The following is a 16,349-nucleotide window of genomic DNA, read 5'->3' as shown; positions in this document are numbered from 1 at the left end:
GCACGGCTGAATCCTGTATTTTCCCCCTATCTGTACTGGTCTCCAGGAGCGACCTCCATGACCCTCTACGTCAACCTCGCCGAATTGCTTGGCACCCGTATTGAACAGGGCTTCTACCGTCCCGGTGATCGACTGCCCTCGGTGCGGGCCTTGAGTGTTGAACATGGGGTCAGCCTGAGCACCGTGCAACAAGCCTATCGGTTGCTCGAAGACAATGGCCTGGCGACGCCCAAACCCAAGTCTGGTTACTTTGTGCCGGTCGGCCGCGAGCTGCCGGCGCTGCCCGAGGTGGGTCGCCCAGCGCAGCGCCCCGTGGAAATCTCTCAGTGGGACCAGGTGCTTGAGCTGATTCGTGCGGTGCCGCGCAAGGACGTCATACAGATGGGCCGTGGGATGCCAGATGTATTGTCGCCCACCCTCAAGCCGCTGTTACGCAGCCTGGCTCGAGTAAGCCGGCGCCAGGATCTACCGGGGCTGTATTACGACAATATCCTCGGCTGTATGGAACTGCGCGAGCAGATCGCGCGCCTGTCATTGGACTCCGGCTGCCAACTGAGCGCCGAAGACATCGTGATCACCACCGGTTGCCACGAGGCGCTGTCCGCCAGCATCCACGCGATTTGCGAGCCCGGGGATATTGTCGCGGTGGATTCGCCCAGCTTCCACGGCGCCATGCAGACCCTCAAGGGCCTGGGCATGAAAGCCCTGGAAATCCCCACCGACCCGCTCACCGGTATCAGCCTCGACGCACTGGAACTGGCGCTGGAACAGTGGCCGATCAAAATCATCCAGCTCACTCCAAACTGCAACAACCCGCTGGGCTACATCATGCCGGAGGCGCGTAAACGCGCACTGCTGACCCTGGCCCAACGCTTTGACGTGGCGATTATCGAAGACGATGTATATGGCGAACTGGCCTACAGCTACCCCCGCCCGCGTACGATCAAATCCTTCGACGAAGATGGCCGCGTGCTGCTGTGCAGCTCGTTCTCGAAAACCCTGGCACCGGGCCTGCGCATTGGCTGGGTCGCACCGGGGCGATACCTGGACCGGGTGCTGCACATGAAATACATCAGCACCGGCTCTACGGCCACCCAGCCGCAGATCGCGATTGCCGAATTTCTCAAAGGCGGCCATTTCGAGCCGCACTTGCGCAGGATGCGTACGCAATACCAGCGTAATCGCGACTTGATGCTCGATTGGGTCAGCCGTTACTTCCCGGCTGGCACGCGCGCCAGTCGACCCCAGGGCAGCTTCATGCTGTGGATAGAACTGCCGGAGGGCTTCGACACCTTGAAGCTCAATCGTGTACTGGTGGAACAAGGCGTACAGGTAGCAGTAGGAAGTATCTTTTCTGCCTCCGGCAAGTACCGCAATTGCTTGCGCATGAACTACGCTGCCAAGCCAACGCCACAGATTGAAGAGGCCGTGCGCAAGGTCGGCGCCGCCGCGAGCAAAATGCTGGCTGAGACGGCGGACTGACCTTTCCCGGTCAATTGCCGTCATATGCCGACAACCGCCTTGACCTGGAAGCAGTTTCCTTGATGATTCGACGGCTTTTACCGTTTTTCCTGCTCGCCGCGCTGGCCCTGGGCGGCTGCGCTTCGGTCAATACACCGCGCATCCCCAGCGATGCCCTGCCGGCGACGGACTCATCATTCGGCCGCTCGATCCAGGCCCAGGCGGCGCCGTACCAGGGGCGCTCGGGCTTCCGCTTGCTGCCCAACAGCAGTGAAGCCTTCATGGCTCGCGCCGAGTTGATCCGCAACGCCCAGACCAGCCTCGACCTGCAGTACTACATCGTGCACGACGGCATCAGCACGCGCATGCTCGTGGATGAACTGCTCAAGGCCGCCGACCGAGGGGTGCGCGTGCGCATTCTGCTGGATGACACCACCAGCGATGGTCTCGATCAGATCATCGCCACCCTCGCCGCCCATCCCAAGATCGAAATTCGCCTGTTCAACCCCCTGCATCTGGGGCGCAGTACGGGCGTTACCCGCGCCATGGGCCGGGTGTTCAACCTGTCGCTGCAACACCGGCGCATGCATAACAAACTGTGGTTGGCGGATAACAGCGCGGCCATCGTTGGAGGACGCAACCTCGGGGATGAGTACTTCGACGCCGAACCCAACCTGAACTTCACCGATATCGACATGCTCAGCGTCGGGCCGGTCGCCGAGCAATTGGGCCATAGCTTCGACCAATACTGGAACAGCGCCCTGAGCAAACCGATCGATGACTTCGTCTCGAACAAGCCCTCTAGAATCGACCTCGCCGTCGCTCGCGCACGCCTGGAAGCCTCGCTGGCCGAATCGCGCCAGCAGAACCATGCCTTGTATAACCGCCTGCGCACTTACCAGACCCGGCCCCGCATGGACATCTGGCGCCGCGAGTTGATCTGGGCCTGGAACCAGGCGCTATGGGATGCACCGAGCAAGGTGCTGGCCAAGGCTGACCCCGACCCGCAATTGTTGCTCACCACCCAACTGGCGCCAGAGCTGAAAGCGGTGAGCCATGAGCTGATCATGATTTCAGCGTACTTCGTACCGGGGCAGCCCGGGCTGGTTTATCTCACGGGGCGCGCCGATGCGGGCGTATCGGTGAGCCTGTTGACCAATTCCCTCGAGGCCACCGATGTGCCGGCCGTACACGGCGGCTACGCGCCCTATCGCAAGGCGTTGCTGGAGCACGGAGTGAAACTCTACGAACTGCGCCGACAGCCGGGCGACCCTAGCGCGGGCAGCGGGCCGCACCTGTTCCGTCAAGGCGGCTTCCACGGCTCGGACTCCAGCCTGCACAGCAAGGCGATGATCTTTGATCGCGAGAAGTCGTTCATCGGCTCGTTCAATTTTGACCCGCGTTCAGTGCTGTGGAACACCGAGGTCGGCGTGCTGGTGGACAGCCCTGAACTGGCAGAGCACGTGCGTAACCTGGCATTGGAAGGCATGTCGCCGGCATTGAGCTATGAGGCGAAGCTGCAGGATGGCCAGGTGGTGTGGGTGACCGAAGACAACGGGCAATTGCACACCCTAACCCGTGAGCCCGGCAGTTGGTGGCGACGGTTCAATGCCTGGTTCGCCACTTCAGTTGGCTTGGAACGCATGCTCTAAAAACGGCGTAGATCCGATGTGGGAGCATTTCAGGTCAGGCAGGCTGCGCTGCGCCAAACGCACCTTGGCGCAACAACAACACCACCAACCCCAACGCACCCGCGGCCATCAGCAATGGCAGTGCATGCCCACTGATCCACTGGCTGCCCGCACCGGCCACCAACGGCCCGATCAGACAACCAATGCCCCACAACTGCGCCACATGAGCATTGGCACGCACCAACGCATCGTCGCGGTAGCGCTCGCCGATCAAAATCAGCGACAAGGTGAACAACCCACCGGCACTGGCACCGAACAGCACCCACACCGGCCAGATCAGCAGCGTGTGCATCAACACTGGAACCGCCAGGCTGGACGCCAGCAACAGCAGCGCACAGCCCAGGAACAGCGTGCGTCGCGGCAGATAGTCGGCCAAGGCGCCGATCGGCAATTGCAGCAATGCATCGCCCACCACCACCGTGCTGACCATCGCCAAGGCGATCTCGGCAGTGAAGCCCTGTTGCAGGCAATACACCGGCAACAGCGTCAGAATCATCGCTTCGAACGCAGCGAATAAAGCCACCGCCCAGGCAATCGCAGGCAGGCTCAGGCAGAACCGCCACAGCTCGCTGAAGGTGACGCTGAACGAATCAGCGGTCGGGGCCCCGGAACGCCCCAGCAACAGCAGCGGTGCCACCAACAAAAGGCCCACGCCCACCCAGATACCGTAATCATGGTCTGTGCCAATCAAGCCCAGTAACAATGGCCCCGACAACTGGCTCAAGGCATAGGTGCAGCCATACAACGCCACCAGGCGGCCACGCCATTGCTCTACCACCAATTGGTTGATCCAGCTTTCGCCGAGGATAAATACGATGGTCAGGATCACCCCGATCATCAGCCGCAGCACCAGCCACACCGGGTAGCTGGGCAGGATCGCCAGCAAGCCGATGGACACCGCCCCGGCCCACAGGCACAGGCGCATCAGGTTGGCGGTGCCAAGCCAGGACGCCATTCGGCTGGAGACCTTGGCCCCCAGCAACACACCGAACGCTGGCATCGCCGCCATCACGCCAATGGCGAAACTGCCATAGCCCCAGCTCTCAAGACGCAGGGATACCAACGGCATGCTGACACCCAAGGCCAGGCCAACGCTGAGTACCGAGGCCAGGACGGCGAAATAAGTCGCCCAACGCATTGCCACGCTCCTGTGGATAATTAAGTGTGCACACAAAACAGTGTGGGAGGGGGCTTGCTCCCGATAGCTTGGTATCAGCCACCGCATGTGGTGACTGGTCTACCGCTATCGGGAGCAAGCCCGCTCCCACATTTGGCCTGCGGTGATACTTAGAGCTTGATCCAGGTCGCCTTCAGCTCGGTGTACTTGTCGAACGCATGCAGCGACTTGTCGCGGCCATTACCCGACTGCTTGAAACCGCCAAACGGCGCAGTCATGTCGCCGCCGTCGTACTGGTTAACCCACACGCTGCCGGCACGCAGGGCCTTGGCGGTCAGGTGCGCCTTGGAGATATCCGCCGTCCACACCGCCGCGGCCAGGCCGTATTGGGTGTCGTTGGCGATGGCAACGGCTTCTTCGGCGCTGTCGAAAGTAATCACCGACAGGACCGGGCCAAAGATTTCTTCCTGGGCGATCTTCATGGCATTGGTCACACCGTCGAAAATCGTCGGCTCGACGTAGGTGCCGCCAGTTTCTTCCAAGGTGCGCTTGCCGCCTGCGACCAGCTTGGCGCCGTCGGCGTGGCCGGCCTCGATGTACGAGAGCACGGTGTTCATCTGCTGCGTATCCACCAGTGCACCTACGGTAGTAGCAGGGTCCAGCGGGTTGCCCGGCTTCCACCCCTTGAGGGCCTCGATTACCAGCGGCAGGAAGGTGTCCTTGATCGAACGCTCTACCAGCAGGCGCGAACCCGCAGTGCAGACTTCGCCCTGGTTGAAGGCAATGGCGCCAGCGGCAGATTCGGCGGCCGCTTGCAGGTCTGGCGCATCGGCAAACACGATGTTCGGGCTCTTGCCGCCCGCCTCCAGCCAGACGCGCTTCATGTTCGATTCGCCGGAACGGATCAACAGTTGCTTGGCGATCTTGGTAGAACCGGTGAATACCAGGGTGTCGACGTCCATATGCACCGCCAGAGCGTTGCCTACGGTGTGGCCATAACCAGGCAATACGTTGAACACGCCTTTTGGAATGCCGGCCTCAACCGCCAGCGCGGCGATACGGATGGCGGTCAGCGGGGATTTTTCGGACGGCTTGAGGATCACCGAGTTACCGGTGGACAGCGCCGGGCCGAGCTTCCAGCAGGCCATCATCAACGGGAAGTTCCACGGCACGATGGCGCCGACTACGCCGACCGGCTCGCGGGTCACCAGGCCCAACTGATCGTGCGGAGTAGCAGCGACTTCGTCGTAGATCTTGTCGATGGCCTCGCCACTCCAGCTCAGGGCATTCGCCGCGCCGGGAACGTCGATGTTCAGGGAATCGCTGATGGGCTTGCCCATGTCCAGGGTTTCGAGCAGCGCCAGCTCTTCGGCATTGGCCTTGAGCAGTGCGGCGAAACGGATCATCACGGATTTGCGCTTGGCCGGCGCCAGGCGCGACCAGACACCAGAGTTGAAGGTGGCGCGGGCGTTTTCCACGGCGCGCTGGGCGTCGCTGGCGTCACAGCTGGCGACGGTAGCCAGCAAGCGACCATCCACCGGGCTGATGCATTCGAAGGTGTCACCGGAAACGGCGGCGGTGTATTCGCCATTGATATAGGCACGGCCTTCGATCTTCAGATCCTTGGCGCGTTGTTCCCAGTCGGCACGGGTCAGGGTGGTCATGCGAGTGTCCTCCTCTTATTGAATACAAGGGCCTGGGGGGGTATCCCGGCGCCTTCACGAATTCTTGCCCGGCCAGCCTGCTGTTCGGCCCAAGGCAGCTGCCACCCTAAACCAGCGGCTGGGGGTGTTTCAATATATTTGACATAACGGCGGTAAACGCCCTTGCGATGTTCATTTTAATAAACATAGACTTTGGCCTCTCCAACCGCAGGCCAGACGGGACACGCACATGAGCATCCAGGATATCGTCGATTTCAGCCAAGCCAACACGGCCCCCGAGCGCTACCGCCCTGCCGCCGAAAAAGTCCTCAAGGGCGATCCCGAACAAACGATCTACAACCACTACAACAGCCCATGTGGCCAGATGAGTGCCGGGGTGTGGGAAGGCGAGGTCGGGCAGTGGAAGGTCAACTACACCGAGCATGAGTACTGTGAGATTGTGCAGGGCGTTTCCGTACTGCGTGACGTCGAGGGCAACGCCAAGACCTTGCGTGCCGGCGACCGCTTCGTGATCCCGGCCGGCTTCAGCGGTACCTGGGAAGTACTGGAGCCCTGCCGCAAGATCTATGTGGTGTTTGAACAGAAAGCCTGATCAGCAAACTCCAGGCAAAAAAAAGCCCGCATCGTGAGATACGGGCTTTTTTTCACAAGGAAGAAAATCAATTACTTGATTTTGCCTTCTTTGTAGATCACGTGCTTGCGAACGCGCGGGTCGAACATTTTCTTTTCGAGCTTGTCCGGGGTAGTACGCTTGTTCTTGTCGGTAGTGTAGAAGTGACCAGTACCGGCGCTAGAGATCATTCGAATCAATTCACGCATGATAGAGCTCCTTAGATCTTGCCAGCGGCGCGGATTTCGGCCAGCACGACAGTGATGCCGCGCTTGTCGATGATACGCATGCCTTTGGCAGATACACGCAGGCGAACAAAACGTTTCTCTTCTTCAACCCAGAAGCGGTGATGCTGCAGGTTCGGCAGGAAACGACGACGGGTTTTGTTATTTGCGTGGGAAATGTTATTCCCAGTCACCGGACCCTTACCGGTAACTTGACAGACTCTCGACATGCCTCAGCCCTCTAAAACCACATGCCCAACCCGGCATGGGTTGGCCGCTTAATCTCTCAGTCATTTGGCGCCAGGCGCCGCGTTTCTTTAGGGTCTTACCGGCTACACCTACAAGCGAAGGAACCGGGCCCCTAGAAAAGAGCGCTGCTTTATACCAGAAAGACCCCAGTGCAACAACAGCCCGTGTGTTTTTACCACCGTAAATCTTGGCGACAGACGCCCGAACCGTTGCCAGGAGGGGCCGCTGCAATAGCCGACCGCTCGTCGCACAGAATGATTTACAGCGCCCGCAGGCACGGGGAAGTGCACGGCGAAACGCGCTGAGGCGCCATCAAAACAGCATTTGCGCCAAAAGCACAGGCAAAAATGGGCTAGTCATTTATCAACCAGACCTCTACGGTAGGCTTTTTCCAGACTGCACTCGCAGATGGGCCTTCGATCTGCACAGGAAACCGAATATGCGCCTCGCTGCCCTACCGCTATTGCTCGCCCCTCTCTTTATCGCACCGATGGCCGTTGCGGCCACCAACTTGAGTGTCTGCACCGAGGCCAGCCCCGAAGGGTTCGATGTGGTGCAGTACAACTCGCTGACCACCACCAACGCCTCATCGGACGTGCTGATGAACCGCCTGGTGGACTTTGACGCGGCCAGCGGCAAGTTGGTACCGAGCCTGGCAGACAGCTGGGAAGTTTCACCCGATGGCCTGACCTACACCTTCAAGTTGCACCCGGGCGTGAAATTCCACCGTACCGACTATTTCAACCCAAGCCGAACGCTGACCGCCGAAGACGTGCGCTTCAGCTTCGAGCGCATGCTTGACCCGGCCAATCCGTGGCACAAGATCGCCCAAAGCGGCTTCCCACACGCCCAATCCCTGCAACTGCCAGCACTGGTCAAGAAGATCGACGCCCTTGACCCGTTGACGGTGCGGTTCACCCTCGACCACGCCGACTCCACCTTCCTGCCGGCGCTGAGCATGGGCTTTGCCTCGATCTACCCGGCTGAATATGCCGACAAACTGCTCAAGGCCGGTACTCCCGAAAAGCTCAACAGCCAGCCAATCGGCACCGGCCCGTTCATTTTCGTGCGTTTCCAGAAAGATGCCGTGGTGCGCTACAAGGCCAACCCGGATTACTTCGCCGGCAAACCGGCTGTGGATAACTTGATCTTCGCTATCACCCCGGACGCCAACGTACGCCTGCAGAAACTCCATCGCGATGAATGCCAGATCGCCCTGTCACCCAAGCCTCTGGATGTAGGCGAGGCCGAAAAAGACCCAGCATTGAAGGTAGAAAAAACTGCCGCCTTCATGACCGCATTCGTCGCTATCAACAGCCAGCACCCACCGCTGGACAAGCCCGAGGTGCGCCAGGCGATCAACCTGGCTTTCGACAAGGGCAGTTACCTCAAGGCCGTATTCGAAGGCACCGCCGACGCAGCCAATGGTGTTTACCCACCGAACACCTGGAGCTATGCCAATAATTTGCCAGGTTATCCACAGGACCTCGCTAAAGCCAGGGCGCTGCTGGACCGTGCGGGGCTCAAGGACGGCTTCAAGACCACGATATGGACTCGCCCTACCGGCAGCCTGCTGAACCCCAACCCGAACCTCGGTGCCCAGTTGTTGCAGGCCGACCTGGCCAAGGTCGGCATCCAGGCCGACATTCGCGTGATCGAATGGGGCGAGTTGATTCGCCGCGCCAAGGCAGGCGAGCACGACTTGCTGTTCATGGGCTGGGCCGGCGACAACGGCGACCCGGATAACTTCCTGACTCCGCAGTTCTCTTGTGCTGCGGTGAAGTCCGGTACCAACTTCGCCCGCTATTGCGACCCTACGCTGGACAGACTGATCAGCGCCGGCAAGACCACCAGCGAGCAAGGGGTGCGCAGCAAGCTGTACCAACAGGCCCAGGCGCAGATCCAGCAGCAGGCGCTGTGGTTGCCACTGGCGCATCCGACGGCGTTTGCCTTGACCCGCAAGAATATCGAGGGCTACCGAGTGAGCCCGTTTGGGCGCCAGGATTATTCGAAAGTCAGCGTCAAACCCTAAGCTGCAAGCTGCAAGCTGCAAGCCCGCTTGAGGCTTGCAGTTTGAAACTTGCGGCTGCCGTTTTTCTACATCCACCCGTATTCCGCCATCGACAACGGGTCACCATCCCCCACGATAATGTGATCCAGCACCCGCACGTCCACCACCTCCAACGCCTTTTGCAGCAACTTGGTCAATTTTCGATCAGCCGCACTGGGTTCCACACTCCCGGACGGATGGTTGTGACACAGGATCAACGCCGCCGCGTTGTACGCCAAGGCACGCTTTACCACTTGTCGCGGATAGACAATTGCGGTGTCGATGGTGCCCTGGGACATTGCCTCGAACCCCAGCACCCGGTGTTTTGAATCAAGGAACAGGCAGCCAAAGATCTCATGGGGCTCATGGCGCAGCAGCGCCTTGAGGTACTCGCGCACGGCCAGCGGGCTCTCCAGTACCGAATCATCACGCAAGCGTTCGGCCATGTGGCGCCGGGACATTTCCAGCACCGCCTGCAATTGGGCAAACTTCGCCGGCCCCAGCCCCAGGTGCTGGCTGAACAGCGCCTGACTGGCCTCCAACAATGGGCGCAGGCCACCAAATTGCGCCAAAAGATGGCGCGCCAGATCGACCGCACTTCGACCAGCAACTCCAGTGCGCAGAAAGATCGCCAACAACTCGGCATCGGACAGGCTCGCCGCGCCGCCTTCCAACAGTTTCTCCCGTGGGCGCTCCGCCACGGGCCAATCACGAATACTCATCCCACCTCCGCATATACCTGCTCCACTGTTGCCCGGCGGGCGCTGTGTTATCGTAGGCCCTCTTTTTTGCGTGCGATTTCACCTGGGGAGGGGTCATCGCAGGCGTCACTGAACTGGCATCACTGAACTGGAAAGGCAAACCAATGCAGCGTCTGTATCGGAAACGCATCGTTCTCGGCGTCGGTGGCGGCATTGCCGCCTACAAGAGCGCAGAGTTGGTTCGCAGGCTCCTGGACCAGGGCGCCGAAGTGCGCGTGGTCATGACCCGTGGCGGCAGCGAGTTCATCACTCCGCTGACCATGCAGGCCCTGTCCGGCCACCCGGTTCACCTGGACCTCCTGGACCCGGCGGCGGAAGCCGCCATGGGCCATATCGAGCTGGCCAAGTGGGCCGACCTCGTACTGATCGCCCCGGCCACTGCCGACCTGATCGCCCGCCTGGCCCAAGGCATCGCCGATGACCTGCTGACCACCCTCGTACTGGCCACCGACGCCACCGTCGCCATCGCCCCGGCCATGAACCAGGCAATGTGGCGCGACCCCGCCACCCAAGCCAATACCCAACTCCTGCAAAGCCGCGGCCTCAAGGTGTTCGGCCCGGCGTCCGGCAGCCAGGCCTGCGGCGACGTCGGCATGGGCCGCATGCTCGAAGCCACCGACCTGGCGCAATGTGCCGCCGAGTGCTTCCAGCACCTGGCCCTGACCGGCAAGCACGTGCTGATCACCGCCGGCCCAACCCAGGAAAACATCGATCCGGTGCGCTACATCACCAACCATAGCTCAGGAAAAATGGGCTTTGCGTTGGCAGAAGCTGCGGTCGAGGCAGGCGCACGGGTCACCCTGATCACCGGCCCGGTACATTTACCGACGCCTGATCGTGTCACGCGAATCGACGTAGTCAGCGCCCGGGACATGCTTGCAGCCTGTGAAGCGGCCATCCCCTGCGACCTGTTCATCGCCTCCGCCGCGGTTGCAGATTACCGCCCGGAAGTCGTGGCCCCGCAGAAGCTCAAGAAAGACCCTACAAGCGGTGACGGCCTGCTCCTGCAAATGGTGCGCAACCCGGACATCCTGGCCACCATCGCCACCCGTCCGGATCGCCCGTTCAGTGTCGGCTTCGCCGCCGAGACCGAGCACCTGCTGGACTACGCCGCACGCAAACTGAAAGACAAAAACCTCGACCTGATCGTTGCCAATGATGTCGCCAACCCAAGCATCGGCTTCAACAGTGAGGAAAATGCGTGCAGCGTGATCGACCGCGAGCTGCACGCCACCCTTTTCGCCCAGACCAGCAAGGGCAAGATTGCCCGCCAACTGATCTCTTTTATCGCCCAACGGCTGAACCAGGTTTAATTTCCATGCACGCTTTGCAAGCCAAGATCCTCGACCCCCGCATCGGCAACGAATTCCCCCTGCCGGCCTACGCCACTCCAGGCTCCGCCGGTCTGGACCTGCGCGCCATGCTCAAGCAAGACACCGTCCTTGAGCCGGGCCAGACCATCCTGATCCCCACCGGCCTGTCGATCTATGTCGGCGACCCAGGCCTGGCGGCGTTGATCCTGCCGCGCTCCGGCCTGGGCCACAAACACGGCATCGTGCTGGGCAACCTGGTGGGCCTGATCGACTCCGACTACCAGGGCGAGTTGATGGTGTCGTGCTGGAACCGTGGCCAGACCGCGTTCAACATCGCAGTCGGCGAGCGCATCGCCCAACTGGTACTGGTGCCCGTGGTACAGGCGCACTTCGAACTCGTAGAAGAGTTCGACGAAACCCAGCGCGGCGCAGGCGGTTTCGGGCATTCCGGCAGCCACTGACTAAGCTGAATCAGGCCGGACGCGCTCGTCCGGCCACGATGCCACCGCCTGGCGTTTCAGGATGAAGAATGCGCGGATCTCACAAGCGAAATTTTATAAGCGAAATCAATGCATTACGCGACCATACGGGTGAATATCAGACCCCGATGGCACTTTTACACCACGAACTCTCTGCCGAAAACGCCGTCATACCCTTCAGTTTGAGCCTGCCGGCCAGCCACATTCAGGCCAGCCCCGCCCCTTTCAGATGGAGTTCCCCCCCGCGATGAGTACCGCAGCCCGCGTAGCCCCGACCTTCCCCGACAGCATCTTTCGCGCCTATGACATTCGTGGCGTGGTACCCAAGACCCTGACCGCCGAAACTGCCTACTGGATCGGCCGCGCCATCGGCTCCCAGAGCCTGGCCCAGGGCGAGCCCAACGTCTCGGTAGGCCGTGACGGCCGCTTGTCCGGCCCCGAGCTGGTCGAACAACTGATCCAGGGCCTGGCCGACAGCGGTTGCCACGTCAGCGACGTCGGCCTGGTGCCGACACCCGCGCTTTACTACGCCGCCAACGTACTGGCCGGCAAATCCGGGGTGATGCTCACCGGCAGCCACAACCCGTCGGACTACAACGGCTTCAAGATTGTCATTGCCGGCGATACCCTGGCCAATGAGCAGATCCAGGCCCTGCATACCCGCCTGAAGACCAACGACCTGACCAGCGGCACCGGCAGCATCACCAAAGTCGACATCCTGCAGCGCTACTCCGATGAAATCACCCGTGACGTCAAGCTCGCACGCCGCATGAAAGTCGTGGTGGACTGCGGCAACGGTGCGGCCGGCGTGATCGCCCCGCAGTTGCTCGAAGCGCTGAATTGCGAAGTGATCCCGTTGTTCTGCGACGTCGACGGCAATTTCCCTAACCATCACCCGGATCCAGGCAAGCCAGAAAACCTGGTTGACCTGATCGCCAAGGTCAAGGAAGTGGGCGCCGACGTGGGCCTGGCCTTCGATGGCGATGGCGACCGCGTGGGTGTGGTGACCGAGACCGGCGAGATCGTATTCCCTGACCGCCTGCTGATGCTGTTTGCCCGTGACGTTGTGGCTCGCAATGCCAACGCCGAAATCATTTTCGACGTGAAATGCACCCGCCGACTGACACCGCTGATCAAGGAATATGGCGGCCGTCCGCTAATGTGGAAGACCGGTCACTCGTTGATCAAAAAGAAAATGAAGGAAACCGGCGCGCTGTTGGCCGGTGAAATGAGCGGCCACGTGTTCTTCAAGGAGCGCTGGTTCGGGTTTGACGACGGTATTTACAGCGCCGCTCGTCTGCTGGAGATCCTCAGCAAGGAGAAATCCACCTGCGACGCGCTGTTTCAGACCTTCCCGAATGATATTTCTACGCCAGAGATCAATATCCATGTGACCGAGGAGAGCAAATTCAGCATCATTGAAGCATTGCACGATGCGCAATGGGGTGAAGGCGCCAATCTGACCACCATTGATGGTGTGCGAGTCGATTACGCCAAAGGCTGGGGCCTGGTACGCGCGTCCAACACCACACCGGTGCTGGTCCTGCGTTTCGAGGCGGATACCGAGGCTGAGCTGCAGCGCATCAAGGACGTGTTCCACGTCCAGTTGAAACGTGTTGCCCCTGATCTCCAATTACCGTTCTGATTTTTTTGCCCGGAGCCCTGAATGACCCTCGAACGCGAAGCCGCTGCCAACACCGCCAAGGTCCTGTCCGAAGCGTTGCCCTATATTCGACGCTACGTCGGCAAGACGCTGGTGATCAAGTACGGCGGCAATGCCATGGAAAGCGACGAGCTGAAAACCGGCTTTGCCCGCGACATCGTGTTGATGAAAGCCGTGGGGATCAACCCGGTGGTGGTACACGGTGGCGGCCCGCAAATCGGCGATCTGCTCAAGCGTTTGTCGATCGAGAGTCACTTCATCGATGGCATGCGTGTCACTGACGCGCAGACCATGGACGTGGTGGAGATGGTCCTCGGCGGCCAGGTCAACAAAGACATCGTCAACCTGATCAACCGCCACGGCGGCAGCGCCATCGGCCTGACCGGCAAGGATGCGGAACTGATCCGCGCGAAGAAACTTACCGTTACCCGCAAGACCCCCGAGATGACCCAGCCGGAAATCATCGATATCGGCCAGGTGGGCGAAGTGATCGGCATCAACACCGACCTGCTGAACCTGCTGGTCAAGGGCGATTTCATTCCGGTGATCGCGCCGATCGGCGTGGGCGCCAACGGCGAGTCCTACAACATCAACGCCGATCTGGTGGCTGGCAAAGTGGCCGAGGCCCTGAAAGCCGAGAAGCTGATGCTGCTGACCAACATCGCGGGCTTGATGGATAAGGAAGGCAAGGTATTAACCGGCCTGACCACCCAGCAAGTGGACGATCTGATCGCCGATGGCACCATCTATGGCGGCATGCTGCCGAAGATCCGCTGCGCGCTGGAAGCCGTGCAAGGCGGCGTCGGCAGCTCGCTGATCCTCGATGGCCGGGTTCCGAATGCAATCCTGCTGGAAATCTTCACCGATACGGGTGTGGGCACGCTGATCAGTAACCGCAAGCGTCCTTAAAACGCTGAAAAAAAAAGCCCCGCTCAATCAAATTGAGCGGGGCCTTTTTATACAGGCGATTAACTTGAGCCTTGTGGTGATCCAAATGTGGGAGGGGGCTTGCTCCCGATAGCGGTGGGTCAGTGCTGAAAATACCAACTGAGACACCGCTATCGGGAGCAAGCCCCCTCCCACACTAGCCCTCAAACACAAGGGGGCTCTGTGTCAGACGCCGAATTGCTCACGGTACGCACGAACAGCAGGCAAGTGCTGCTTGAGCTGCGGATCATCTTCCAGGAACTGCAACACCTGGTTCAACGACACGATGCTCACCACCGGAATACCGAAATCACGCTCCACTTCCTGGATCGCCGACAACTCACCGTTGCCACGCTCCTGACGGTTCAAGGCGATCAGCACGCCAGCGGCCTTGGCGCCGTCCTGGGAAGCGATGATCTGCATCACCTCACGAATGGCGGTGCCGGCGGTGATCACGTCATCGATGATCAGCACATCGCCAGTCAACGGAGCCCCGACCAAGCTACCGCCTTCACCGTGGGCCTTGGCTTCCTTGCGGTTGAAGCACCACGGCAGATCCTGCCCGTGATGCTCTGCCAACGCGACCGCTGTAGCCGCAGCCAGGGGAATACCCTTGTAGGCTGGGCCAAAGAGTACGTCGAAGGAAATACCGCTTTCAACGATGGCTGCCGCGTAGAAACGACCCAGCTGAGCCAGGGCCGAACCCGAGTTGAACAGGCCCGCATTGAAGAAGTACGGGCTGGTGCGCCCGGACTTGAGAGTGAACTCGCCGAAGCGTAAAACGCCGCGATCGATGGCAAAACGAATGAAATCGCGTTGATACGCCTGCATGAAAAAAGCCTCAGATACCACGGATTTAGCTAATTAGGTGGACGGCGTGTATCATACACGCACGCGATTTTTGGGGCCATTTATGCGGATCATCAGTGTGAACGTTAATGGTATTCAGGCTGCAGTCGAGCGTGGTTTGCTCAGTTGGCTGCAAGCACAGAATGCCGACGTCATCTGCCTGCAGGACACCCGCGCCTCCGCCTTTGAACTGGACGACCCAGCCTTCCAACTGGATGGCTACTTCCTTTATGCCTGCGATGCCGAAGTGCCCACCCAAGGTGGCGTGGCTTTGTACTCGCGGTTGCAACCCAAGGCGGTCATCAGCGGCCTCGGCTTCGAGACAGCCGACCGCTACGGGCGCTACCTGCAAGCCGATTTCGACAAGGTCAGCATCGCGACCTTGCTGCTCCCTTCGGGGCAGAACGGCGATGAAGACTTGAACCAGAAATTCAAGCTAATGGACGATTTCGCCCGTTACCTGGATAAACAGCGACGCAAACGTCGCGAGTACATTTACTGTGGCTCGCTGTACGTGGCGCAACAGAAGCTGGATATCAAGAACTGGCGCGACAGCCAGCAATCCCCGGGCTTCCTGGCGCCGGAACGGGCCTGGATGGACGAGATTGTCGGCAACATGGGCTATGTCGATGCCCTGCGCGAAGTCAGCCGTGAAGGCGACCAGTACAGCTGGTGGCCGGATAACGAACAGGCCGAGATGCTCAACCTGGGTTGGCGCTTCGACTACCAGCTACTGACGCCGGGCCTGCGCCGGTTCGTGCGCAGTGCACGCCTGCCGCGCCAGCCGCGTTTCTCGCAGCATGCGCCACTGATCGTGGACTACGACTGGACATTGACCATCTGAGGTCTTTCTCCAGATACAAAAAAACCGACAGCGATGTCGGTTTTTTGTGGCCGCCCGGTTACTTGACCAGGCGCCAGGTCCACGGATAACGATAGGCAATGCCTTTGTTGGCCTTGATCCCGGCGATAATCGTCAGTATCAGCGCCCCAATCACCAGCACGGTCATCAGCAAAAAGCCGATTATCACGAAGCCCAGCACCAGGCACACCAGCCAGGCGATTGCCACGGTGATCTGAAAATTCAGGGCCTCCTTGCCCTGATCATCAATGAGCGGGTCTACATCCTTCTTGAACTGCCACAGGATCAGCGGCCCCAACAAACTACCGAAAGGAAATACCAACCCCGCAAACGCCGCGAAGTGACACAACATTGCCAACTGGCGTACTTCCTTGGAGGGTGCCGGTACCGGCAACTGGCTGTCACTCATGGCGCTTCTCCTTGTTACCG

15 protein-coding genes and 1 pseudogene are annotated in these 16,349 nt (G+C 60.3%); 9 read left to right on the top strand and 7 right to left on the bottom strand.

Features of this window, described 5'->3' with window-relative positions:
* The first annotated feature begins 57 nt into the window (after positions 1–57).
* Positions 58–1,482 (top strand): aminotransferase-like domain-containing protein, encoded by a 1,425-nt coding sequence (locus tag JFT66_RS16685; protein WP_034116409.1) that lies wholly within the window; start codon positions 58–60, stop codon positions 1,480–1,482.
* A gap of 62 nt (positions 1,483–1,544) precedes the next feature.
* Positions 1,545–3,113, top strand: coding sequence for a phospholipase D family protein (locus JFT66_RS16680; RefSeq protein ID WP_198859656.1), 1,569 nt, complete (start codon positions 1,545–1,547; stop codon positions 3,111–3,113).
* A 34-nt stretch (positions 3,114–3,147) separates the two neighbouring features.
* Here JFT66_RS16680 and JFT66_RS16675 read toward each other — a convergent pair whose 3' ends face one another.
* Positions 3,148–4,290, bottom strand: coding sequence for an MFS transporter (locus JFT66_RS16675; RefSeq protein ID WP_034116411.1), 1,143 nt, complete (start codon positions 4,288–4,290; stop codon positions 3,148–3,150).
* Between the two features lie 149 nt (positions 4,291–4,439).
* On the bottom strand, positions 4,440–5,933 hold the full coding sequence (locus JFT66_RS16670) for an aldehyde dehydrogenase (protein ID WP_034116412.1): 1,494 nt from the start codon (positions 5,931–5,933) through the stop codon (positions 4,440–4,442).
* A gap of 229 nt (positions 5,934–6,162) precedes the next feature.
* Here JFT66_RS16670 and JFT66_RS16665 point away from each other — a divergent pair, with 229 nt between their 5' ends.
* The gene (locus JFT66_RS16665) at positions 6,163–6,525 is read left to right on the top strand and encodes a cupin domain-containing protein (protein ID WP_153871291.1); all 363 of its coding nucleotides are present in this window, start codon (positions 6,163–6,165) and stop codon (positions 6,523–6,525) included.
* A 71-nt stretch (positions 6,526–6,596) separates the two neighbouring features.
* Here the strand turns inward: JFT66_RS16665 and rpmG are convergent, their stop codons facing one another.
* Both rpmG and rpmB read right to left on the bottom strand, forming a co-directional pair.
* Positions 6,597–6,752, bottom strand: a complete 156-nt coding sequence (gene rpmG, locus JFT66_RS16660) for a 50S ribosomal protein L33 (protein ID WP_003176906.1) — start codon at positions 6,750–6,752, stop codon at positions 6,597–6,599.
* An 11-nt stretch (positions 6,753–6,763) separates the two neighbouring features.
* On the bottom strand, positions 6,764–6,997 hold the full coding sequence (gene rpmB, locus JFT66_RS16655; RefSeq protein WP_003176907.1) for a 50S ribosomal protein L28: 234 nt from the start codon (positions 6,995–6,997) through the stop codon (positions 6,764–6,766).
* Between the two features lie 458 nt (positions 6,998–7,455).
* Between rpmB and JFT66_RS16650 the strand changes: the two genes are divergently transcribed.
* The gene (locus tag JFT66_RS16650; RefSeq protein ID WP_198859655.1) at positions 7,456–9,048 is read left to right on the top strand and encodes an ABC transporter substrate-binding protein; all 1,593 of its coding nucleotides are present in this window, start codon (positions 7,456–7,458) and stop codon (positions 9,046–9,048) included.
* Between the two features lie 65 nt (positions 9,049–9,113).
* On the opposite strand, the gene radC is transcribed toward JFT66_RS16650, so the two are convergent.
* Entirely contained in the window at positions 9,114–9,788 is a 675-nt protein-coding gene (radC, locus tag JFT66_RS16645; RefSeq protein WP_034116415.1) for a RadC family protein, read from the bottom strand.
* Between the two features lie 143 nt (positions 9,789–9,931).
* On the opposite strand from radC, the gene coaBC reads away from it, so the two are divergent.
* The 4 genes and pseudogenes from coaBC to argB all read left to right on the top strand — a co-directional run bounded on the left by coaBC (position 9,932) and on the right by argB (position 14,191).
* Complete coding sequence (coaBC, locus tag JFT66_RS16640) at positions 9,932–11,140, top strand: bifunctional phosphopantothenoylcysteine decarboxylase/phosphopantothenate--cysteine ligase CoaBC (protein WP_043048060.1); 1,209 nt, start codon at positions 9,932–9,934, stop codon at positions 11,138–11,140.
* A 5-nt stretch (positions 11,141–11,145) separates the two neighbouring features.
* A complete protein-coding gene (dut, locus tag JFT66_RS16635) occupies positions 11,146–11,601 on the top strand; it encodes a dUTP diphosphatase (protein WP_003213270.1) in 456 nt (151 codons plus the stop codon).
* 247 nt (positions 11,602–11,848) lie between these two features.
* Positions 11,849–13,264: pseudogene (locus JFT66_RS16630) on the top strand (phosphomannomutase/phosphoglucomutase); the annotation flags it as partial.
* A 21-nt stretch (positions 13,265–13,285) separates the two neighbouring features.
* Positions 13,286–14,191: an acetylglutamate kinase gene (gene argB / locus JFT66_RS16625; RefSeq protein WP_003213275.1), complete on the top strand. Its 906-nt coding sequence runs from the start codon at positions 13,286–13,288 to the stop codon at positions 14,189–14,191.
* Between the two features lie 204 nt (positions 14,192–14,395).
* On the opposite strand, the gene pyrE is transcribed toward argB, so the two are convergent.
* A complete protein-coding gene (gene pyrE, locus JFT66_RS16620) occupies positions 14,396–15,040 on the bottom strand; it encodes an orotate phosphoribosyltransferase (protein WP_003195489.1) in 645 nt (214 codons plus the stop codon).
* Between the two features lie 82 nt (positions 15,041–15,122).
* Between pyrE and JFT66_RS16615 the strand changes: the two genes are divergently transcribed.
* Positions 15,123–15,902, top strand: coding sequence for an exodeoxyribonuclease III (locus JFT66_RS16615; protein WP_003195493.1), 780 nt, complete (start codon positions 15,123–15,125; stop codon positions 15,900–15,902).
* A gap of 58 nt (positions 15,903–15,960) precedes the next feature.
* Here the strand turns inward: JFT66_RS16615 and JFT66_RS16610 are convergent, their stop codons facing one another.
* Positions 15,961–16,329 carry a DUF4870 domain-containing protein gene (locus JFT66_RS16610; RefSeq protein ID WP_198859653.1) on the bottom strand — a complete coding sequence of 123 codons (369 nt, stop codon included), beginning with the start codon at positions 16,327–16,329 and terminating at the stop codon, positions 15,961–15,963.
* Between the last annotated feature and the right edge of the window lie 20 nt (positions 16,330–16,349).

This window comes from Pseudomonas sp. MF6755 (assembly GCF_016405635.1).
GTDB lineage: Bacteria > Pseudomonadota > Gammaproteobacteria > Pseudomonadales > Pseudomonadaceae > Aquipseudomonas > Aquipseudomonas haemolytica.
This window is presented reverse-complemented; position numbering and strand designations above follow the sequence as displayed.